The sequence below is a fragment of the Alkalibacterium sp. f15 genome (genome assembly GCF_049389645.1).
Taxonomy (GTDB): domain Bacteria; phylum Bacillota; class Bacilli; order Lactobacillales; family Carnobacteriaceae_A; genus Alkalibacterium.
In genome coordinates this window covers 1,574,128-1,594,238 of the sequence record NZ_CP186540.1, presented here as the reverse complement: position 1 = coordinate 1,594,238, position 20,111 = coordinate 1,574,128, and the positions used below count along the sequence as shown (strand labels likewise).

Here is a 20,111-nt window from a genome sequence, read left to right as displayed (position 1 = left end):
GTACCCTTGTTAACGGACACCACCGCCGCCGCCTCCGATTGCTCCACCACCGCCACCGATAGATGTTGCACCACCTGTACCACCGGTGTTCGTATACCCGCCATTAGAAAGTCCCGTGTGAACACTCGCTGACATTATATGCAGGCCGTAATAACCGGAATAAAAGTACGGCAGTCCTTCAATTTCCTGGTTTGTCCATTCCGGAACAACTTCTTCTAGCTGATTGATCATCTTTTCTTCTTTTCCATACAAGCTTGCCCAAATCAGGAAATCTTTCTCTTCGATCAACTGACGGTAAGAAAGTGACGCATCCTTTTCCAAGGCTTTAATGTGGTTTTCAAACTGAGTCAACTGATCATATAATTTCTGACCTTTTTTAGTCGTACTCATGAAGGGTAGTTTCATTTTAAAGAAGTGCACTTCTTTTTCTGTCAAGTAGCCTTCTTTTATTAAGACAGCTTCCGATTCGTCCAGTAGACTTTGCTGTAAAGCATACAGTTTTTCGCCATTTTTCTCGGCCCACTTGGTCATTTCTTTATTCGTTATTTGATTACTGTCGTTCAACGCGTTCAAAAACAGTTCCCATAAGTCATGTTCAAACTGTGAAGCATTGAAACTGTTTTCTCTCTTCGTTTGAAAGGTTTTAGGAAAAAAAGTTAACAGCGTGCGTCCCTTTTTACCCTTCTCTGTTGTATCGGTCTCAATAGAAATGACTTTTTCTTTCGACCACTTTAATAGATAAGCAAAGATGTACTGTTCATAAGTCCCTTTTTGAAGCTGCTGCAAAAAGAATGCAATATCTGTTAGTTCTCCGTCTTTATAAGGAATAGCTGTATACATCATTCCTTTATTACGTTTACGCTGAGCATAACCCGTCAGCACTTTTCCTTGTTCTTTCTTCTTGGCATCTATTTTAAACAAAGCAAATAAGAATGCACCGAACCCCGTCAGCAACGTTCCGAATAAGCCGATAAGGATAGAGCTGTCAAAGTCATCTTCCGCTCCACCACGACCGGTTTCAGCTTCCGCCCTTTCAAGCTGTTCAGAAAGAGTCTCGTCCACGTAATAAGATGGGATAAATGGATCATTCAGAAAATGCATCAAGACCGCTACGGGACGATTCGATTCGACACCGCTTTCTGAATAAGATCGCAATACACCATTGTCGAGTTGGACATTCCCTTGATATCCGAATCCCCAAAATCGTGTATCTTCTTCGGTGAAGGCTTGCGGTCCCTTAATTTCGATCGTTAAATACTCGGGTTCCATCTCTCCAAACGTATTGAAATCCCAAAATAATGCCTGCCCGTCATCTAATTGCCTGACTACATTCGCTACCGTATACGACAGTGTGTAAGACCGATCACCGTATTCCTCTATGCCCCAGACAAGTTCGACGCCATCGCGTGTTTCCAAGATGCCGTAAGTCCCAGCTTTTTCTTCTCGCGAGCGATCCGAGTCCCACTCATCCTCTTCAGTCAAGCCCTCCACTTGAAAGTCGATCACTTCTAACCCGTCTTCTTCTTGAATCACGATATAGTGTTCTGTCCCGCTTTCCAAGATCACGCGTCTGCGTTCAGTGATCACGCCCGTCCCATTCTCTAGCAGTTCAACTGAAACTGCCATTTCGACCAGTTCATTGTCTTGCGCATACACCATTTGGGATCGAAACGTCACTAAAATCAATGCGACGAGCCCCCAACCTAACCAACCTTTTTTCATCGATACATCCTCCATTTTTTCTCTTGATACTAGTATATAAAAGATAGGTATGCATAATAACGGTCTTAGGACTGATTTTTCACATATTAATCGAAAAAGATTTATTCATTCCAATTAACTGGACTCCAAAGCGTGCCATCCAATTCTCCCTGCAGCTGTTCTCTCCGTTTTTCCTGTTCTATCAGCAATTCTTTAGTTGCTTGAAGTAATGCCTTTTGTTTGTAATCATGACTTTCTTCAAACAATTTTTCCAACTGATTCTTTAACCATTGATTGTCTTCCATACGTTTCCTCTTCTTTCTTTATACATCATAGTTATCGATATGTAGACTCAACTCGTCAAGGTCCATCCGGTTATCTTCAATAGCTTCACTGACAGCCTCAAGAATAAAGGCGGTCCCTTCTGTCGGTAATGTTTCTCTCGAAGTTTTTTCTAATTGGTCAAGTATCCACTCTTCTTTTCTTTTCAAAGACACGGGATGTTTTAAACTAACGTACTGCTGATAATCAACAAGCAATGACATCTTTTCTTTTTCCGTCAGATAAGGAAACTGAAAGATGGTTAAAGGTTTCAAATAGGTCATCCCTGTTTTTCTCGCCACTGCCTGATAGGGTTTGGTCAACTCACTGATACTAAAACCTTCCTGTCCGCCGGTTTGGTATTCTTTCTCAGGCAGTCCGATAATTAAAACCAGTCCAAATTCTTTTCCATGAAGCTTATTTCCACGGTAGCCAAAAGCAAAATGATTTGTCAATACCTCATCTTGCCATTTTTTTAACAACGGTGGCGAAGAATACCAGTAAAATGGAAACTGGAAAAGGATGCGATCATGTTCTAGCAAGAGCGCCTGCTCTCTTGCTACATCGATCATGCCATCTGGATACGTTTGTTCAAGCACATGTACCGTGACGTTTCCATCTTCGGGTAAAGAGTGCATCAAAAACTGTTGACTGCTTGATTCATCCACAGTTGGATGAGATAAAATAATAAGTGTTTTCACTGCTACTCTCCTCTCGTATATTTCTATTGTTTTCTTAGGTGATCCAAGTATACCAAATCTATGCTGTTAAAGTGAATAATTAGGAATTACCTCTCATAACGGGTACACTTATAGTGAAGAAATTGAATTGGGAAAGCACATCTAAACTAAAGATATAGTCAATCAACCTGGTCGAAGTCTAAGGTGGAATGTTAAAAATTAAAAGGATTCGTTTTTGTACAAAAAATTGGCGCTTTGGCTGAAGTTGGCAAAACAGCGAAAGAAGTCAAATCCTTATTACGCAACTTGAAAGGATGGTTCGTTAACATGACAGAGATAGCGAAAGCGAAAAAGTGGTTGGTTTTATTTGGCGAGAAAGTTATAGAGAACGAAGAATATTTAAATCAGTTAGATGCTGCTATCGGAGACGGCGATCACGGCAGCAATATGAACCGCGGTGCTCAAGCGCTGAAATATAAACTCGAATCCAGAGATTATGATGACCTGCCAGATTTATTTAAAGAAGTGGGTATGGCTCTCGTCGGAAAAGTTGGCGGTGCGAGCGGTCCGCTATATGGTTCAGCTTTTATTGAGATGGCCAAAAAAGCAAAAGAATCCACTGATTTTTCTGATATCGTATCTGCCGGTTTAGACGGAATCAGTACCTGCGGCAAAGCAAGAACAGGAGAAAAAACAATGGTCGATATGTGGTCACATGCCGTTGATGCTTTAAATGAGGGGACATTGTCAAAAGACGTCATTGATGAGGCCTTAACAGATACAAAAGAAATGAAAGCAACTAAAGGTCGCGCGTCTTACATTGGTGATGGCTCCATTGGTTATATCGATCCGGGCGCTCAATCAAGTGCCTATCTTTTCATTGCCCTACTTGAGACAGGGGTTTTAGACGATTAAATCGAGAGGTATTCTCCTCGTTTCTAATGTTAAAATGTTAAAAAATTGCTAGCGGATTGATGTAATCATCGAAGCGGGATGGTTATATCCCGACAGGAAAATAAAAAACGCCACCATGTAGGTGCTAAAATTAGTGCAACTAATCAATGTGTGATTTTTAACTGAAAGAAACCGGAAGGATCCTTTTTTTATGAGGATCCTTCCGGTTTTCCCTTTTAATAGGAGCCTTTATTTTTTGACGACTACCTTAAATCCGAATGAATGATAGGCTTTATTCGTAAAATGACGAACTCAGTTTAATTCTACGCGTGAGTTCGACATTTTGCTACTGAATGTGCAGACTCAATTTTTTTCTACGCGTGAGTTCGACATTTCCACTTCAAAAGTGCAGACTCAATTTTTTTTTGCGCGTGAGTTCGACATTTCCACTTCAAAAGTGCAGACTCAGTTTTTTTCTGCGCGTGAGTTCGACATTTTGCTACTGAAAGTGCAGACTCAGTTTTTTTCAACGCGTGAGTTCGACATTTTGCTACTGAAAGTGCAGACTCAGTTTTTTTCTGCGCGTGAGTTCGACATTTTTTCTCCAAAAGTGCAGATTCAATTTTTTTCTGCGCGTGAGTTCGACATTTCCACTTCAAAAGTGCAGACTCAGTTTTTTTCTGCGCGTGAGTTCGACATTTTGTTACTGAAAGTGCAGACTCAATTTTTTTATGTGCGTGAGTTCGTCATTTTGCTACTGAACGTGCGGATTCATCATGCTAAACTGAGATTCTCTTCTCGGAAATCAGTACCCTACTTTTAGCATCCACTCATAAATCGATTGGGCGACTTCATTAGCTTCTAATGACGTATTGTTGATTTTTTTATAGTTTACGGAAGGCAGACGTTTCTGCACTTCACCACTATGAGAATTTAACCGATGTTTTTCAGCGCTCTCTATAAGTTCATTTTTAGAAAAATCGAGATTTCGCTTTGACGGTTTTGCAGCCAATCTGCTTTCATGCGTGTTTCTTTTTAACCGCTCTTTTAAATCAGCTTCCAATTCCACGAAGTACACACGGCCGTTAGCCTGTTCAAACTTATCTACCCAGGATGCCAAAACCTTCCAGTCACTTTCCATATCAAATCCGGCAACCACTGTGAAAATGATTCCTTTGGTGGCGTTTGTTTCTTCGTTGTTAGTAAAAGCTTCAAATAAATTGCAACGGACTATTTCTGATAGCTGAAATGTTTGAGGGGTGTAATTTAGAAATCGAGCAAACAGATCGATCGTTTCATGGTTAAATAAGAGTTTTGCATCCAGATACTTCTCAAGTTCTGATCCGACAGTCATTTTGCCTACAGCTTGCGGCCCAACAATCAAAATCAAATCCATAACCTAACACCTCTATTCCTATAATAATCCATTAAATAGCGCAAACAGTTCTGTATGTTTACGTTTAAGCGACAAGGGACGGTAGGTTTCTTTATCTATAAATGCATGCTTCGTTTCACCTATACAGCGAACTTCCTGGGTCTCTTTATCGCGAACAGTATATTCCATAATCAGTTTAATACCGGTAAACTGTTTGACTGCCGCATCGATCAAGACTGTTTCACCAAAACGGGTCATTGATTTATATTCCGCATTGACCGCTAAAACCGGTATCATAATGCCCTCGTCTTCCATCCGCTGATAGCTGAATCCGATTTCATCCATTAAATATGTACGTGCTTCTTCAAACCATCTGATATAATTCGAATGATGAACGATTTGCATTTGATCCGTTTCGTAATACTGTACTTTGTGACTATACCGTTCCATCACATGACCCTCCATTTTTTCTGCATTATTGGATACTAGTGTAGCACAGATCATGCCTTTTATGGTAAAATTTATAATGACAATGATTTGTGTAACTTATCACTATCACAAGATAAGGAGGCGTTAAACGAATGAATATGAATATAATAGGAATGGTTATAGGTTGGGTGGCAATTTCAGCAGCAATTGTCGGCTTTTTCTGGCAAACAACAATTATGGCTATTGTGGCTATTGTTTTAGGTATTATTGGTTTCTTCTTAAAAGCAGACATCAAACGCATGAGCATCACTGCTATCGGGATTGCACTCGTGGCACTGCTTTTCGACATGGTATCTTACTAATCAAATAAAAAACGGCACAATCAATTCAATGACTGTGCCGTTTTTTTGTGTTAAAAATCTATCGATACACATGCTTACTTAATTATAAGCGGCTTCAACTGTTCATCGATCACTTCTTTTTTATTGTCGGATTGAATCAGGGCACCCGCCGTATACGCGCCTTCAATAAATGCACAATCCATTATTTCAATATTTTTATCGCTCATTTCACTGACCATTTCCAGAGTCATTTTTGCACTTCCTAAATCGTAGAAAGCATATATATTATCTGCTTCATTATCGTTCACTGCTTTCATGATTTTATCGAAACTTGATCCCACACCGCCATCATCTGTTCCACCTGTATACGTCACAGACGTGTCAGCTGCGCCCTCTTTGACAAGTTTGTATAAACCCAAAGCTAACTCTTCAACATGCGAAACGAGAACAACACCAAAAGATTTAGTCATTTTTTTCAACCTCCTTAATTAAAGCGATAAATAAATAACCACTAGATACCGCACCTGGATCCAGGTGACCAATCGAACGTTCGTTTAAATAAGAAGCTCGTCCTTTTTTTGCTTTCAGTGGTTTGGTTGCTTCCATCGTTTCTTCAATAAAATCTACTGTCAATGTATCTGTTCTCAACGCTTCCACAACGGGTCCCCACATATCGACCATCGTTTTATCTTTCAATTCGGCTTTTCCACGTTTCTTGATAGCGTTTAACCCGGCTTCCACAACTTCAGGAAGACCTTCTTCATCTATGACTTTAGACATGTCTAAAAATGCGGAACCGTACAACGGCCCTGATGCACCACCGACCTTGCTTATCATCGCCATTGCTGCTTTTTTCATCACCTCACTGGGTTTTGTCAAACTGTCATCCTTGATCATTTCTTCGACAGCCGTTACCCCTCGTGCCATATTAGAGCCATGGTCTCCATCACCGATTGCCTGATCGAGGTCACTTAAATATTGTTTCTGCTCTTGAATCCTTTTACTGAATTCAAGTAACCATTGTCTTGTTTCGTCAGTTGTTAATGTCATTTTTGTTCATTCCTTCCTATCCCCAGCTTGGCGTGGTTACTTCTTCATTTAATGCAGCTATTTCGCTTGTCCCGCTAAACTCGATCATCGTCAACGATAATCCTGCCATATCGAGAGACGTCATATAGTTCCCAACTTTTGTATAAGCAATTTGCATGTTTGATTCGTCGAGTTCTTTTTTGACATCATTTAAAAATACATATTGTTCCATCAACGGTGTAGCGCCTAAACCATTGACCAATAACCCATACTGTCCATCCTCTTTAAAAGTGAATGACTGGGACAATTTCTCCACAAGTTCTTTTGCAATTTCCTTAGAGGTTTTCATCGTTTCTCTCAAGTAACCAGGTTCACCGTGGATACCTACACCATACTCTAGTTCATCAGCTTTCAGGTCGAAACCAGGTTTGCCCACTTCTGGAACAGTGGCAGCAGTCAAAGCGACACCTATTGTTTTTATTCGTCCGACCAGGTCATCTCCAAGCTCTTTTAATTCCTTTAAAGTTTTTCCTTGTCTGGCATAGGCTCCAAGGATTTTATGGACAAAAATGGTTCCGGCGACGCCTCTTTTTCCTGCGGTGTACGTACTGTCTTCAACTGCAATATCGTCATCAACCAGCACCGTTTCCACTGCTATATCTTCCATTTCAGCTAACTCTTTGGCCATATCAAAATTCAAGACGTCACCAGTATAATTTTTCACGACCAGAAGGACGCCCTGTCCGTTGTCACTTGCTTTGATTCCTTCTAGCACTTGATCTGGTGTCGGAGAGCTGAATACCTCGCCGCAAACGGCTGCGGAAAGCATGCCTTCACCAACGAAACCTGCATGAGCGGGTTCATGGCCACTTCCGCCACCACTGACGAGCCCAACCTGATTTTCAATGTCTCTGCTCACGATCACACGATAGTCATCAATTTTTTTCACCAGGTCTTGATGAGCAAAACAGAACCCTTCAATCATTTCATCTACCACTCTACTCGAATCATTTATGATTTTTTTCAATTTCTATTTCCTCCTTGTCTTCTCTAGTTGATTTGATAGTTCTCTTATAATCCACCTACACTTTTTTACATCAGCGAAAAAAGTGACACTAGACGATAGGAACATCATCCTATGCATAGCATCACTCCCAACTCGACTTATTTTGCTCTTTTTAGGTAAGCTTTTGCGTATACATCAACTGCTCGGATAGCTTCCACGACGTCTTCAGGAGTGACAGTAAATGGCATATTATCCATCGTTTCTCCTTCTTTTGTTGCGGATTTCCCTACTGCCAGCAAATCTTCATATGATTTATCTTCCAGATGCATCTGTTCTAAAGTTACAGGTAGATCTAAGGCTACATACATCTCGAGATAGCGATCGATTTCTTTGATCGTTTTATTTTCAAGTACCAATTGGGTCAACGTTCCATAGGCAACTTTTTCACCATGGGATAGATGATGGATGTCGCCATCGACAGCAGTAAAGCCATTATGGATGGCATGTGCTGCGGCAAGTCCAGAATCTTCAAAACCTAAACCTGAAAGCAACGTGTTTGCTTCAACGACCGCTTCAAGTGCCGGTGTAACTATCTTATGTTTATTGGATTCGTAGGCTAGAACGCCATAATCAAATAAAACTTCCTCGCATTTCTCTGCAATCGCATAACCTGCGATCGTTGCTTTACCGCCACTCATTGTGTTCCCGTTTTTCTGTTTCACAGCACGGGCTTCGACCAGGGTAGCCATGGCATCAGAAATACCTGAAGCTAGCATACGCGCTGGGGCACCCGCAATGATTTTAGTATCCATCAATACCAAGTCCGGATTCTTTTTATAGAATAAGTACTGTTCAAAAGCCCCCTCTTCCGTATAAACCACTGATAAACCTGATGTCGGTGCGTCCGTTGAAGCAAGCGTTGGAAAGACGACAACAGGAACTTTCATGTTATCTGCAACGGCTTTTGCGGTATCCAGCGCTTTACCTGCGCCTATTCCCAAGATAAAATCAACAGATTTTTCTTTGGCAATTTCACTGATACGATTGATTTCTTTCATTGAACATTCACCATTAAAGGTCACTTTAGTTATTGTAAAGGTATCTGATAAATTCTCGATCAAAGTATTGGCTGCGAGATCCTGCACAAATTCATCCGCTAAGACTATGACTTGTTTACCGAAGTGCTCCATATATTGACCGGCATGGTGCAATAAATCTTTCCCTTGAATGTAACGACTTGGACTAACAAAAATTTTATCCATTGTAAAACCTCCTAATAATTTTCCTCTTCACATTATATAAGTTGTGAAAGGATTAAGTTCATTATAGTATGAAAGCGCTTATAATTAAACGGACAATTAGGTATATCTGTCAAAAAAACACCTAAGACTCATATATCTAAACAACTCTAATCGTCATCCTTTATTCCAAAATGACTAACATAAAATATAGAGGCTGAGATTTTTCTCTCAGCCTCTATATTTTATGTATGATTTTATATAACCTATTTTCATTTAGCCGAGCCACTAACCACCATATTCATTGACTAAAGTTTTCACAGTGTTACTCTAGATATTCATTGCATATTTCGCAATGGCCATATCTTCTTCCACTGTCCCTCCGCTTACCCCTATGGCACCGACTACCTCATTGTCAATTACTATAGGAAAACCTCCACCAAATGGAACGATTTTACAGTCATTTGACAACTGTAAACCATATAGACTTTCTCCAGGTTGAACTAGCGGGGTCACCTCATCCGTTCCTATTCCTAAAGCTGCAGAGGTAAAGGCTTTGTTTACTGCAATTTCCACACTCGTAAATAAAGCTTTTTCCATTCTATGCATAAGCATTTGGTTTCCACCAGTATCTACAGCTGAAAACACGATCGGAACATTCATTGCTTCTGCTTTTTCTTCAGCTGCCTGCGCCATTTTCTTGACTGTTTCCAAAGAAACTTGCTTAATAGTATTAACTTTAATAGTCATTAGACTTTCCTTTCAGGTTCTTCGATTTTTTTATTATCTGCTTAGTAATTCACTCTCTACACGAGCTAACGTAAACAGTAAGTCTGATAGTCTGTTTGTATACTGAATAAGTTCTGCCCTTACTGCTTCTTTTTTCTGGAGCTTTACTAGCAACCTTTCTGCTCTACGTACAATTGTTCTTGATACATGCAGAAAAGAAGACGCAGATGTTTCTCCAGGAATAATAAATGCTTTCAACTTTTCAAGTTGAGCAGTATAGTCATCAATGATACGTTCTGACGATTCTATATCTTCTCTTTGAATCTTTTTAGATAACTTTTCTTTGCCTCTCGCATCACTCGCCAGTTCAGCGGATAATATGAATAATTTTTCCTGGATATCTCGAATAACAATTTTCAGTTCTTGATCTCTGATTTCAGAATAAGCCACCCCCATCGTAGCATTGGCTTCATCAAACGTTCCATAGCAATCCACTCGCAAATCATCTTTGGTGACTCTACTTCCACCTAATAAAGCAGTTTCTCCTTTATCGCCTGTTTTTGTATAGATAGCTCCCATTTTACACATCCTTACCCATTTTTTTCCAGTTTAAATGGTATGCCTTTAACTAGTCTGGCTGCATTCGCACCTATATTTCTCATATTATATAGAGCTTCATCACATCCGACCGTCAAAAGCGGTTTATCCTGTTCCAGTTTGCTGCTGTGGAGGCTAATCATATTATCTTTTCCAAATCCCACGCCCACGCCCAGCGCAGAAGCAAGTGCAGCATGATAACTTTGTACTTGCGCGGTTTTATGCTTACTTTCTCTTACGTAAACTGGAATTCCTTCTTCCTCTATTCCCCAAAGCACTTCATTTAGAATGTCCGATTTTTGTGCCGGAAGAGAAACATAAACGTAAATACACACTTTATCTAGCGTAAAATCATTAGTCATTAAATCCTTCCCCTTCCGCATAATTCAAAATCAGACCCGTAGCTACTGCATTTCTCGGCCCTTCTGTGCTTCTGATATTTCCTCGACCAGCAACAACACCGTAGTGAGCCAGTGCATCTGTAACCAACTGTGGAATTTCAAAATCCAGTGCCGATCCACCTACCAATACGACGAATTCTATACTTCTAATATTTCCTGTTGGAGATACTGTCCGCAACGCCCTGAGAGCATTAGTCACAAACACTTTCTGCTTAGCGCTTTTTCTGATTGCTTTGACCTTTTCCAGAGACATATTTCCTTGGATAGGTATCATACCATCATCTTTCATTATTACAGTCCGAGCAAAAAACTGCGGATCTAATGGGCTGTTCATGAATTCCACTGTTCCATCTTCGTGTCTGATATGGAAGAGGCTTTCAACCTTAGCTAGCGGATATTTTTTCACATCTTCAGCTAAACCAAAACTCTCCAGCCCCAATTCTGAATTAATCAGCATCGTTACCATATTACCTGCTCCGGCCAAATGAACAGACGTGATTTCGCCTTTTTTATCAATAATCGAAGCGTCAGTGGAACCTGCCCCCATATCAAGTATTGCCAAAGGTGTATTCGTTCCCGGTGTAGTAAGTGCACCGCCGATTGCCATATCTGCTTCGACGCCACCTACCTCTACTTCTATATTAATTTTTTCAGTCAACTGATCAGCAATCATTTCCATTTGCAGTTTATCCGCCTTTACCATTGCGGCAATCCCTACAGCATTTTCCAGAGAAAATTCCTGAGCCAACCCGCCTTTAACTGTCTGCGGCGTCAATGTATCTACTGCTAATAAGTCTTTTATTTTAACCTCTGAAACCGGCTGTTTCGTAAGGTCTGACATGACTTGGCGGACGCGTTCGAGCATCCCCCCGGCATTAGTACCTGCTTCGCCTTTTATATCTTCGATCACCTTGGAGTAACATACTGCCTCCATGATTTTCAAGGCTCCATCTTCTATGTCAACTGTTTTTTCTCCTCTGTCACCTTTAACAATGATTTTGCCAGCCGGTATTCTTTTTTCCTGTACATCTCCCTTAGGTGTTTTAATAACGACAGCCGATCTGTTGCCGATTAAAGCTCTGGACAAAGGTACAATCATTTTGGTTTCTTCAGAGGTAAGTCCGAACACTGTAGCAATACCATAAGGGTTTGATAAGACATCTACAACACCACCAACAGGTGCAACCTCAACAGCAGCTTTCATTCCAAGTGGCACTTTCTCTAACAATAATACTTCATCAACTATGGGGATTTTTTGAGCTAAACGATTATTTATTAGAACCCCATCATCTTTTTGAAGAATGGCGCCAACTACTTGAACACCTTTTTCTACAGCTTTGTTGATCTTAGAAGCTGCTACAAAAAAGTCGATTTTTTTAGAAACTAATACAATAACAGGTTTTTTTTGAAGGATGAATTCTTCTAAATCGTTCAGCTCAACAGTTTCGCCTACACCTACCCCCAATCCACCGGGAGTTTCAGGGTTATGACCAATCATTGTAGACTCAGTAATGATTGTTTCAGTTATTGTCTCCATAGCAACATCACCTATGACTGGCGCTGCTTCGTTGATTCGAATCAGTCCTAAATCTTTTCTAGTAATTCCTGCTTTTCTTAAAGCTTGATCTAAAGATTCAAAAACACCCTTAATATTTTGCTCTGTTCCTTTGATTCCGCTGGTTGGAACAATTCCACTAGCCATGAAATCAAGTTGATTTTTTTCAGTTAATTTAGCCAAAGCAACTTCAGTTGTAGCATTTCCTATATCCACACCTGCAATAATCTTCATTACCATACCTCCTAAAAAACTGTTTACCTATTCTTCTTTTCTTAATTTCTTTCTTTTATCATATACTTCAGCAGCTTCTCTAATGAATGCTCCATTGATTTCAGCATCATATTTCTCTTCTAACTCTTCTGCTATTTCTATGAGGTCTTCTCTTGAAGAACGATAGGGCCTAAGTGCATTATAAATTTCCAGTAGTCTTTTATCAGGTATAGCGATTAGTTCTGCTGCTCTTCTAAAGTTTCTGGAAACAGCTTTTCTTCCATCTGAATCAGATATCTGTGCTTGTAATTCTAAAGTTTCCGGTGATATTCTCACATCTTCTGGCTTCACTTCACCGTTCATTACTTTTTCCAAAGTGATATCGTTTAATTTTTTCCCTGTCGGTGTTTTAAGAAGGTCCGGTCTTTTCTGAGCTAATGGATAATCTTTCTGTGCATTCAATTTTTTATCTGACATACTAATTCCCCCTATTCCTCAAAACTCACTTGTATTTCAACAGATTTTTCGTCTTCAACCACATATTTCGTTTCCTTAATATGTAGTAATGCTGCTTTCGCCTGAAACTTTGGTCTCGCCATTTGATCATTTTTAGTCGGCACGGGTTTCGGTGACTGGTCTTTTGCATATTGTGCAGCATTTTTTCCGATCATCCTATATGTTTCTAAATTTAGCAAAGGAGCCTGAGAAAAAATCTCCAGGTTGTTCAACGGTAGTAAATCTTTTTGATGTATTACTGTTGTTCCTTTAGATTGAATGCCCACTCCAATACCTGAACCACTGAGCTTGGCTGCTTCATGTGATATAAAAGATACATCCGACGTTTTAACAACACGCACTACTCTCGGGTGAAGCCCTTCTTCTTCGATACCTGCCATAATCTCTCTTAAGATACCGTCATGAGGAACATCTACAATACTCTTGTGCTGATACTTGAAAAAAGCGGGTGCCAGGCCAATAACGACCTCGTCTTCTCTGTTACCTATTACGGCTTTTTCTGTTTCAGTCAACTTCATTATCATCACGTCCTTCTCAATTGTTTTTATTCGATATCTTCCGCTTTCATTGCATTTGGAATGTTTTTGATTTCTTCCCATCTTTCTTCGCTGATTCTATAGCCGCTTCCCGGTCCCATATAATCATTGACATCATTCACTGCACTGACTACGTTGAAGTCCTTGTCGATTATTGCCGAAGTATGCAGGTAATCTCCTGAAATTCTTTGCTTCAACATATTCAGCAAGTTTTCTGCCACATCGTCAAACCCTTTTTTACTTAAAGCTTTAACAATATCCAACCCTGTTATCCCCTGCTTCATCATTTCTTCTACAGCTTTTAAATCTTCCACTACATTTCTTTCAGGCATATCTTTGCTGCCATGTGCATAAGTTGCCGCTTCAACTTCTTCGTCTGTAACCTCTGGTAGTCCCAATTCACTAAAAACAGCTTGTATAGCTTTAGCTGCTTTATTTCTGATGGCTACCGTTTCTTTTTCTGTAACTGGTCTTAATCCGCCATCTACCATCAAGTCTCTCTGAAGAATGTTGTAATCGTCAAAGTCCTCAGCATCAAAGTTGGAACCCGCAAACATATTGTCATAGTTAGGTACCGCACTGTATCCTGAGAAAATAAAGTCTGTTCCCGGCAGCATCTGCATAAGTGTTCTAGCTGTTCTCCTGATATCTGAATGAGAGAAAGTCTGATCATTAGCTGAAGCCGACTCGAGATCGAGCATCATTGCAATCAAATTCTCTGCCAGCACCGCTCTGATTCCTGAAGGAACAGCACCTGTCATTCCGATGCAACTTACAGAACCATTTTGCAGTCCTTGGACACCCGCTCCTTTTGTGATGTAAATACACCGCGTTTCCAGATAAAGCATTGATTTCCCTTCTGTATATCCCATCAGTGCTTCCGATCCTGTGCCAGATGTGAATCTCATTTTTAATCCTCTAGAAGCATATGCCGAGGCCAGGAAAGCTTTGGACCATGGCGTGTCATCGCCGTCTGTGAAAACAGCCTCAGTTCCATATACCGATACGGTTTCAGCGTAACTTGTAAATCCTCTCATTCCTAACTCAAGTTCTGTAGCTTCTTCTACTGCACACTGGGTTAACACACCGCCGCGGCCGACTTGAGAACCTACAAGAATACCAAGCGCATTGAACGGAGCATACCGAACTATCCCTACTGTTGTTTCCTGCTCGTCGAATCCTCTAATTGAAGCTTCTGCTGCATCTGCAGCTATTTGTACGACATTATCTTTTAAATTTGTTACATGACACTGATTTGATGGTGTTTTTCTCGCACGCATTTTCTGCACTGCCATCATCATTTCAACGACATTCATCGTTCCTACGACCTCCACGATTTTGGCAGGGGTCATCGCCGTTGTTAATTCTACAATCGTTTTTCTGTCAACATTGATATCCACGAGCATTTTTGCTAAATTAGTCGAATCCATCTCCATAACTTCTTCGGCTTTATCTAAGTTTATTGCATATTCAGCTATAAACTGATCGATCATATCAAATTCTTCTCTGGACTTGCCATCCAGTTCAATTACTTTCTTTCCTTCTATTTTAATACTTGGCTTGGGATCATTAGGACTTTCCATTGCAATAAGTCCCTCGTCTGCCCATTCGCTAATGAATCCATCTTTGTTGACCGGACGATCTTCCAACGCTTGAAATCTTTTCGATCTCATTTTATTTCCCTCCTAGTTTCTTGATGCATATTTTTAAAAGCTGATGATTTGCCTGATAACTTTTACTTTTCGAAAAAAACATTAAGTTTTCACTTTCATAAGAGTAATTATCCACTTCAAAAATAAGGGACGTTACTGGGCATTCTAACTACTACACTGTTACTTTTGTTGTTCAGCTCTTTCAATATTCATAACTACACAATATCTTTTAGAAATAAAATCACATTTCATTTAACTTTAAAATGATGCAAGTTCCCAAAATATCATGTCCCCGTCTTCAGGAACAAAATCTTCAGCTGATTCGGAGACTATTTCTTCATTTACTTCATAGACCCAGAATTTTTTTTCTTCGATACTTTGCTCAACACCTTCGATGGCTTCGACAAATCCTTCGTCAGAAACATTCATATCGTAATTATTTATCATTATTTCCATTAGTGCTAAGTTCTCATTTACTTCGAGCGTGTCATTGACTAGTTCCTCTTCGTTCGCATATATCATCACGTTCACTTCTTTAGTTTCTTCTGATGTGAAAACAGCATCTCCGTTTTCGCTTGTAACCCAAACGATAACAACCAGAGCGAGGAGTGCTATCACCGCTGTCAGAATGATATTACTTTTCTTATTCATTAAACCGCTCCTTTATTTCTTATCATTTGATTGTATGTTTGTTTTTTTGACTTGTCCGCTCAAATATACCCATTACTATTGGATATAACAGAGCAAAAAATATCACATTCCCACCGGCGTGCATAATGTCAAAAACGAGACCGGATAAATAATACGGTAAGAATATATTCCACCCGAAAAATGGGGCCTGGACGAGTGAGATTATCAAACCGTACAGCAGTCCTAAAAATGCGACAAAAATCTGCAGCACAGGCATGCTTAAAGATTCATAAGAACCTTCAAGTAAATAAGTCAATCCAATCAGAACAGCATATGCAGCGAGTTGTGCGAGTGTCCAAGGTCCCATTCCCATATAGATATTTGTAAGTAAAACGGAAAGGAATGATACAGCCAAACCGTTTTCCCATCCATAATATAAAGTAATACAGACAATTAGAACTGTCATTGGCTGGACATTAGGGACAAAAGAAAAGCTTAGTCTCCCCACGGAAACAAGTGCTGCGAGCAGGGCAATACGAGTTAGAGAGTAAGTACGTCCTCTACAGTATCCCGAATGATTGTCTATGGGGCCAGATTCCACGTACCATTCTCCTTTCTGCTTTACTCAACAAATCGGGCAAATATCTGAAAAAGGAATCCCTTGCAATTCTAAATATACACCCGTCTCTATTTTAATAACGAGAAGTCGATCACTTCAAAAAGTGAAGTGATCGACTTCTTTTATATTTATTACATGGCTTCTTTGAAAATCTTAATGATATCTTCTTCTGTACCAGAAATCGGGTTAGTACCTGCGTTCCCATCTTTCATGGCCATTTTCGCCATATATTCGAAATCTTCTTCCTTGACTCCCATTTCAGCTAATCCTGAGGGAATACCTACATCCTCGGAAAGTCTTCTCAATGCTTCGATGGCTTTATCAGCTGCTTCTCTCACAGACAAGCCTTCAATGTTTTCTCCCAAGAATTGAGCAATATTAGCATATTTCTGTGGATTTGAAATCAGATTATATCGAGCGACATGCGGCAATAAGATAGCATTTGCTACACCATGCGGCATATCATATAAACCACCTAACTGATGAGCCATGGCGTGGACATATCCTAAACCGGAATTATTGAAGGCCATACCTGCCAGAAGTGATGCATATGCCATATTTTCTCGTGCTTCTATATTTTTACCATAGGCTACTGCTTGTCGTAAGTTTGTAGAAATAAGTTTCATTGCTTGAATAGCCGCTGCATCTGTTACCGGATTGGCATTTAACGTGATGTACGCTTCAACTGCATGAGTCAAGGCGTCCATACCTGTTGCAGCAGTCAATGCAGCAGGTTTACCCAGCATAAGCATTGGATCATTGATGGATACGAGCGGAGTGTTTCTCCAGCTTACGATAACGAATTTCACTTTAAGTTTTGTATTGGTAATGACGGCATGACGGGTGATTTCACTAGCTGTTCCAGCTGTCGTGTTTACCGCCACGATTGGAGGTAAAGGATTTACAAGCTTATCAATACCAGCGTAATCATAGAGATCACCTTCATGAGTCGCTGCAATTCCGATTCCCTTACCGCAGTCATGAGGGCTTCCGCCACCCACTGTAACGATCATGTCGCAATTCTCTTCTTCATAAATCTTTAATCCCTCTGCGACATTTGTATCTTTCGGGTTAGGTTCGACTTGATCATAGACTGCAGTCTCAATATCTGCTTCTTTTAAATAATTAATAACTTGTTCAACTGGACCGCCTGGCAACTGGCTTAAAAAATTATCCGTAACGATTAATGCCTTTTTGCCCCCCAGTAACTTACATTTTTCTCCTACCACTTTTACTGAATCCCTGCCAAAATAGTTTGTACTTGGTAAAAAATAATCGAACATAATTTATCTCTCCTTATATAATTTTTTATTATCAATTAAATCTAAACAACCTCTTTTACTTTTTATTAAGGCCATTTATACCTCAATAACACACTACGCTAGTGCTTATTTATTGATGAAACAAATAGTTGGAAAAACCGGTAAATGTTGCTTTGCCGCCGCTCGCTGCGTCCCCATTTTCCTGTTTAACTGCGCGTCTTCCATGAGCGTAGCCAGGGCAACTGAGATGACAGCATGCGGGAGTGTGCCTGTGTGAGATCATTGTCGTGTCCATTTGTTGAACACTCGCCGTTGAACGTCACTTTCGTTACATTGAATGTATCTATAAGATTGTCAATCACTATATCTGCCGCAATCTCCTGGACGAATGCAGCAACCAGCACCTCTTTACCAAAACATTCCCTATACAGTCCCGCATGGTGAACAAGACCGTTCTCCTAAATGTTTCGACTTGGACTAACGAAAATTCCAGCCATGATAGAACCTCCATTTATAGTTTGTGATTCATTGAATTTGTTTACGCTGTCACCTTACCTTGAGAGCGTTTGTTTTGAAACGGACAAATCTATCAATGTGTCAAAAAACACTTTTTATTATTTATCCAACTATTTATTTCATCTATAAAAATTCAAATCAATAGATAGTTACAGTTAAATAATCATTGGAAACAAGAAAAAAGCAGATACAGATAATTTGATCCGACCACAAAAAACGTTGATTAAACAGTCTTTTTACCCCTGATTATAATTTCCATCGCACCGTTTGTCCCACCACGAAAAAAGAGCAGGATCGATTCAACTGTATATGAACAAACTGCGTTATGCTCCCAATTGACTTTCAACTGATGAAACCAGTTGAAAGTCAATTGGGATTTTCTTGATGACTAATAATATGTGAACGTTTCACATGTTAAGGGTGTTTTGCAACTGAACATAACATTCCATTCTGAAAAACCGGCTACAACGTGGACATAACTATTTTAGAAGCCACTTAAAATGCACTCACTATTTTGAAAGGGAATTCCGACTTTAAGACTACTCTTGAATTAACTGTGATTTGGTTTCAGCAAAAATCAGGAATAGCTGTATGATCGAGTAGGAAGCAAAACAATCAATTTATTTACCTCCTCTCACACCACCGAACGTACAGTTCCGTATACTTTGGTTCAGGGGAAGCTAATTTAGGTTTCACTCCATTTTTTATCCGTAGGCACTTGGAAGTTGAAAATGAAACGAACCTAGTATTCATGATAAAAAATTAAGGAAATATATTAAGAAAGATAGAAAAAAGCTGCGCAATTTTGAATTTTATTTACAAAATTACGCAGCTTTTAAATTATTATAGATTAGGTATGGGACTTTTTCCCAAGCCTCGTTCTTATTGTATTAGTCTTTCATTAAAAATTTTGGGCAGACCATATATTTACAACCAAAATGTACACACATTTTTTGCATCTAAACGTTCATGGCCATAAATATCAACGCGCCAAGTGTTCCACCAATGAATGGTCCGATGATCGGAATCCACGAATACTCCCATTCAGAGCTTCCTTTATTTGCTATCGGAAGCAACTGATGTGCGATTCTCGGGCCCAGATCACGAGCAGGGTTGATTGCATAGCCAGTCGTTCCGCCGAGTGAAATGCCAATAGCGACAATTAAAAGTCCGATGACTACAGGAAGCACTCCTTCTGTAAACTCTCCAAGGGTAAAAGCTAAAAGAACAAAAACTAAAACGGTTGTTGCAATTGTTTCGGACAATAAATTCCACTTGCTTCCTTTGATTGCTGGTCCGGTTGAGAACACAGCCAAAATGGCTGATTCATCATCCGTTGCACCAAAGTGAGGAATATAATTAAGCCAAACCAGCACAGCTCCTGCAAAAGCACCAACGACTTGTGCAAAAATATAAGGAATAACAAGATTCCATCCTATTTTTCCGGCAACCGCCATACCAAGTGTGACAGCAGGATTAATATGTGCGGGCGAAAGCCAGCTGGCTGCATATATACCTATGGTGACTGCAAGTCCCCATCCGATAGTAATCATGAGCCATCCCCCGTTATTTGATTTTGTTCTTTTAAGTACAGCGGCTGCAACAGCACCATCTCCTAGCAGAATCAAAATCATCGTGCCAAAAAATTCTCCTAGTAATTGCTGAAATAAAGTAGTATCCAATTTATTCTCTCCCTAATTCATTTTTAAATTTGTGAATACTGTGGTTTTGACTTTATGCGTTTTTAATTGTGGGAATTTTTTTATCCACATTCATATTCTGTCATAGTCACAGCTGATGCTCGTCTTTTCTGATTTAAAACATTGATTTATCGCACTTTCAAAAGACTCGCATATTCCTTTTGCTGTAGC

General features: G+C 39.9%; 21 protein-coding genes and 1 pseudogene. 2 read left to right on the top strand and 20 right to left on the bottom strand.

Annotation, left to right across the window (positions count from 1 at the left end; translation table 11 throughout):
- Nucleotides 1-9: 9 nt before the first annotated feature.
- From ACO1PF_RS07875 to ACO1PF_RS07865, 3 genes are all read right to left on the bottom strand, one after another.
- On the bottom strand, nt 10-1,722 hold the full coding sequence (locus ACO1PF_RS07875; protein WP_423188521.1) for a DUF2207 domain-containing protein: 1,713 nt from the start codon (nt 1,720-1,722) through the stop codon (nt 10-12).
- Between the two features lie 101 nt (nt 1,723-1,823).
- Complete coding sequence (locus tag ACO1PF_RS07870; RefSeq protein ID WP_423188520.1) at nt 1,824-2,006, bottom strand: hypothetical protein; 183 nt, start codon at nt 2,004-2,006, stop codon at nt 1,824-1,826.
- A gap of 18 nt (nt 2,007-2,024) precedes the next feature.
- Entirely contained in the window at nt 2,025-2,723 is a 699-nt protein-coding gene (locus ACO1PF_RS07865; RefSeq protein ID WP_423188519.1) for an NAD(P)H-dependent oxidoreductase, read from the bottom strand.
- A gap of 306 nt (nt 2,724-3,029) precedes the next feature.
- Between ACO1PF_RS07865 and dhaL (ACO1PF_RS07860) the strand changes: the two genes are divergently transcribed.
- Complete coding sequence (gene dhaL, locus ACO1PF_RS07860) at nt 3,030-3,617, top strand: dihydroxyacetone kinase subunit DhaL (protein WP_423188518.1); 588 nt, start codon at nt 3,030-3,032, stop codon at nt 3,615-3,617.
- A 784-nt stretch (nt 3,618-4,401) separates the two neighbouring features.
- On the opposite strand, the gene ACO1PF_RS07855 is transcribed toward dhaL (ACO1PF_RS07860), so the two are convergent.
- Together ACO1PF_RS07855 and ACO1PF_RS07850 are read right to left on the bottom strand one after the other, a co-directional pair.
- Nucleotides 4,402-4,992, bottom strand: coding sequence for a hypothetical protein (locus ACO1PF_RS07855; protein WP_423188517.1), 591 nt, complete (start codon nt 4,990-4,992; stop codon nt 4,402-4,404).
- 18 nt (nt 4,993-5,010) lie between these two features.
- The gene (locus ACO1PF_RS07850) at nt 5,011-5,421 is read right to left on the bottom strand and encodes an acyl-CoA thioesterase (protein WP_423188516.1); all 411 of its coding nucleotides are present in this window, start codon (nt 5,419-5,421) and stop codon (nt 5,011-5,013) included.
- Between the two features lie 131 nt (nt 5,422-5,552).
- Here ACO1PF_RS07850 and ACO1PF_RS07845 point away from each other — a divergent pair, with 131 nt between their 5' ends.
- Entirely contained in the window at nt 5,553-5,762 is a 210-nt protein-coding gene (locus ACO1PF_RS07845; protein ID WP_423188515.1) for a C4-dicarboxylate ABC transporter, read from the top strand.
- Between the two features lie 74 nt (nt 5,763-5,836).
- Here the strand turns inward: ACO1PF_RS07845 and dhaM are convergent, their stop codons facing one another.
- The 15 genes and pseudogenes from dhaM to ACO1PF_RS07770 form a co-directional block, all read right to left on the bottom strand.
- On the bottom strand, nt 5,837-6,211 hold the full coding sequence (gene dhaM / locus ACO1PF_RS07840) for a dihydroxyacetone kinase phosphoryl donor subunit DhaM (protein WP_423188514.1): 375 nt from the start codon (nt 6,209-6,211) through the stop codon (nt 5,837-5,839).
- Nucleotides 6,204-6,791: a dihydroxyacetone kinase subunit DhaL gene (dhaL, locus tag ACO1PF_RS07835; protein ID WP_423188513.1), complete on the bottom strand. Its 588-nt coding sequence runs from the start codon at nt 6,789-6,791 to the stop codon at nt 6,204-6,206. Before dhaL (ACO1PF_RS07835) ends, dhaM begins: the two co-directional genes overlap by 8 nt.
- 16 nt (nt 6,792-6,807) lie before the next feature.
- Entirely contained in the window at nt 6,808-7,797 is a 990-nt protein-coding gene (gene dhaK / locus ACO1PF_RS07830) for a dihydroxyacetone kinase subunit DhaK (RefSeq protein ID WP_423188512.1), read from the bottom strand.
- Between the two features lie 137 nt (nt 7,798-7,934).
- Nucleotides 7,935-9,038, bottom strand: coding sequence for a glycerol dehydrogenase (locus tag ACO1PF_RS07825; protein ID WP_423188511.1), 1,104 nt, complete (start codon nt 9,036-9,038; stop codon nt 7,935-7,937).
- Between the two features lie 306 nt (nt 9,039-9,344).
- Nucleotides 9,345-9,764 carry a GlcG/HbpS family heme-binding protein gene (locus ACO1PF_RS07820; protein WP_423188510.1) on the bottom strand — a complete coding sequence of 140 codons (420 nt, stop codon included), beginning with the start codon at nt 9,762-9,764 and terminating at the stop codon, nt 9,345-9,347.
- 33 nt (nt 9,765-9,797) lie between these two features.
- On the bottom strand, nt 9,798-10,322 hold the full coding sequence (locus ACO1PF_RS07815) for a cob(I)yrinic acid a,c-diamide adenosyltransferase (RefSeq protein WP_423188509.1): 525 nt from the start codon (nt 10,320-10,322) through the stop codon (nt 9,798-9,800).
- A gap of 11 nt (nt 10,323-10,333) precedes the next feature.
- Nucleotides 10,334-10,702, bottom strand: a complete 369-nt coding sequence (locus ACO1PF_RS07810; protein WP_423188508.1) for a glycerol dehydratase reactivase beta/small subunit family protein — start codon at nt 10,700-10,702, stop codon at nt 10,334-10,336.
- Nucleotides 10,695-12,530 (bottom strand): diol dehydratase reactivase subunit alpha, encoded by a 1,836-nt coding sequence (locus tag ACO1PF_RS07805; protein ID WP_423188507.1) that lies wholly within the window; start codon nt 12,528-12,530, stop codon nt 10,695-10,697. The genes ACO1PF_RS07810 and ACO1PF_RS07805 overlap by 8 nt, the downstream gene beginning before the upstream one ends.
- A 27-nt stretch (nt 12,531-12,557) precedes the next feature.
- Nucleotides 12,558-12,986 (bottom strand): diol dehydratase small subunit, encoded by a 429-nt coding sequence (locus tag ACO1PF_RS07800; RefSeq protein WP_423188506.1) that lies wholly within the window; start codon nt 12,984-12,986, stop codon nt 12,558-12,560.
- An 11-nt stretch (nt 12,987-12,997) separates the two neighbouring features.
- Nucleotides 12,998-13,570: pseudogene (locus ACO1PF_RS07795) on the bottom strand (propanediol/glycerol family dehydratase medium subunit); the annotation flags it as partial.
- Nucleotides 13,570-15,234 carry a propanediol/glycerol family dehydratase large subunit gene (locus ACO1PF_RS07790; RefSeq protein WP_423188505.1) on the bottom strand — a complete coding sequence of 555 codons (1,665 nt, stop codon included), beginning with the start codon at nt 15,232-15,234 and terminating at the stop codon, nt 13,570-13,572. The gene ACO1PF_RS07790 and the pseudogene ACO1PF_RS07795, both read right to left, overlap by 1 nt.
- Nucleotides 15,235-15,471: 237 nt before the next feature.
- Nucleotides 15,472-15,864, bottom strand: a complete 393-nt coding sequence (locus ACO1PF_RS07785; RefSeq protein ID WP_423188504.1) for a DUF4430 domain-containing protein — start codon at nt 15,862-15,864, stop codon at nt 15,472-15,474.
- Nucleotides 15,865-15,886: 22 nt separating this feature from the next.
- Complete coding sequence (locus ACO1PF_RS07780; protein ID WP_423188503.1) at nt 15,887-16,444, bottom strand: ECF transporter S component; 558 nt, start codon at nt 16,442-16,444, stop codon at nt 15,887-15,889.
- 149 nt (nt 16,445-16,593) lie between these two features.
- Nucleotides 16,594-17,745, bottom strand: coding sequence for an iron-containing alcohol dehydrogenase (locus ACO1PF_RS07775; protein ID WP_423188502.1), 1,152 nt, complete (start codon nt 17,743-17,745; stop codon nt 16,594-16,596).
- A gap of 1,454 nt (nt 17,746-19,199) precedes the next feature.
- Nucleotides 19,200-19,922: an MIP/aquaporin family protein gene (locus ACO1PF_RS07770; protein WP_423188501.1), complete on the bottom strand. Its 723-nt coding sequence runs from the start codon at nt 19,920-19,922 to the stop codon at nt 19,200-19,202.
- Nucleotides 19,923-20,111: the final 189 nt, after the last annotated feature.

Excerpts from the sequence above, each read along its gene's own strand:
- ACO1PF_RS07875 (WP_423188521.1), bottom strand. The coding sequence starts at position 1,722 with ATGAAAAAAGGTTGGTTAGGTTGGGGGCTCGTCGCATTGATTTTAGTG.
- ACO1PF_RS07870 (WP_423188520.1), bottom strand. The coding sequence starts at position 2,006 with ATGGAAGACAATCAATGGTTAAAGAATCAGTTGGAAAAATTGTTTGAA.
- dhaL (WP_423188518.1), top strand. The coding sequence starts at position 3,030 with ATGACAGAGATAGCGAAAGCGAAAAAGTGGTTGGTTTTATTTGGCGAG.
- ACO1PF_RS07855 (WP_423188517.1), bottom strand. The coding sequence starts at position 4,992 with ATGGATTTGATTTTGATTGTTGGGCCGCAAGCTGTAGGCAAAATGACT.
- ACO1PF_RS07850 (WP_423188516.1), bottom strand. The coding sequence starts at position 5,421 with ATGGAACGGTATAGTCACAAAGTACAGTATTACGAAACGGATCAAATG.
- ACO1PF_RS07845 (WP_423188515.1), top strand. The coding sequence starts at position 5,553 with ATGAATATGAATATAATAGGAATGGTTATAGGTTGGGTGGCAATTTCA.
- dhaM (WP_423188514.1), bottom strand. The coding sequence starts at position 6,211 with ATGACTAAATCTTTTGGTGTTGTTCTCGTTTCGCATGTTGAAGAGTTA.
- dhaL (WP_423188513.1), bottom strand. The coding sequence starts at position 6,791 with ATGACATTAACAACTGACGAAACAAGACAATGGTTACTTGAATTCAGT.
- ACO1PF_RS07825 (WP_423188511.1), bottom strand. The coding sequence starts at position 9,038 with ATGGATAAAATTTTTGTTAGTCCAAGTCGTTACATTCAAGGGAAAGAT.
- ACO1PF_RS07820 (WP_423188510.1), bottom strand. The coding sequence starts at position 9,764 with ATGACTATTAAAGTTAATACTATTAAGCAAGTTTCTTTGGAAACAGTC.
- ACO1PF_RS07815 (WP_423188509.1), bottom strand. The coding sequence starts at position 10,322 with ATGGGAGCTATCTATACAAAAACAGGCGATAAAGGAGAAACTGCTTTA.
- ACO1PF_RS07810 (WP_423188508.1), bottom strand. The coding sequence starts at position 10,702 with ATGACTAATGATTTTACGCTAGATAAAGTGTGTATTTACGTTTATGTT.
- ACO1PF_RS07805 (WP_423188507.1), bottom strand. The coding sequence starts at position 12,530 with ATGAAGATTATTGCAGGTGTGGATATAGGAAATGCTACAACTGAAGTT.
- ACO1PF_RS07800 (WP_423188506.1), bottom strand. The coding sequence starts at position 12,986 with ATGTCAGATAAAAAATTGAATGCACAGAAAGATTATCCATTAGCTCAG.
- ACO1PF_RS07790 (WP_423188505.1), bottom strand. The coding sequence starts at position 15,234 with ATGAGATCGAAAAGATTTCAAGCGTTGGAAGATCGTCCGGTCAACAAA.
- ACO1PF_RS07785 (WP_423188504.1), bottom strand. The coding sequence starts at position 15,864 with ATGAATAAGAAAAGTAATATCATTCTGACAGCGGTGATAGCACTCCTC.
- ACO1PF_RS07775 (WP_423188502.1), bottom strand. The coding sequence starts at position 17,745 with ATGTTCGATTATTTTTTACCAAGTACAAACTATTTTGGCAGGGATTCA.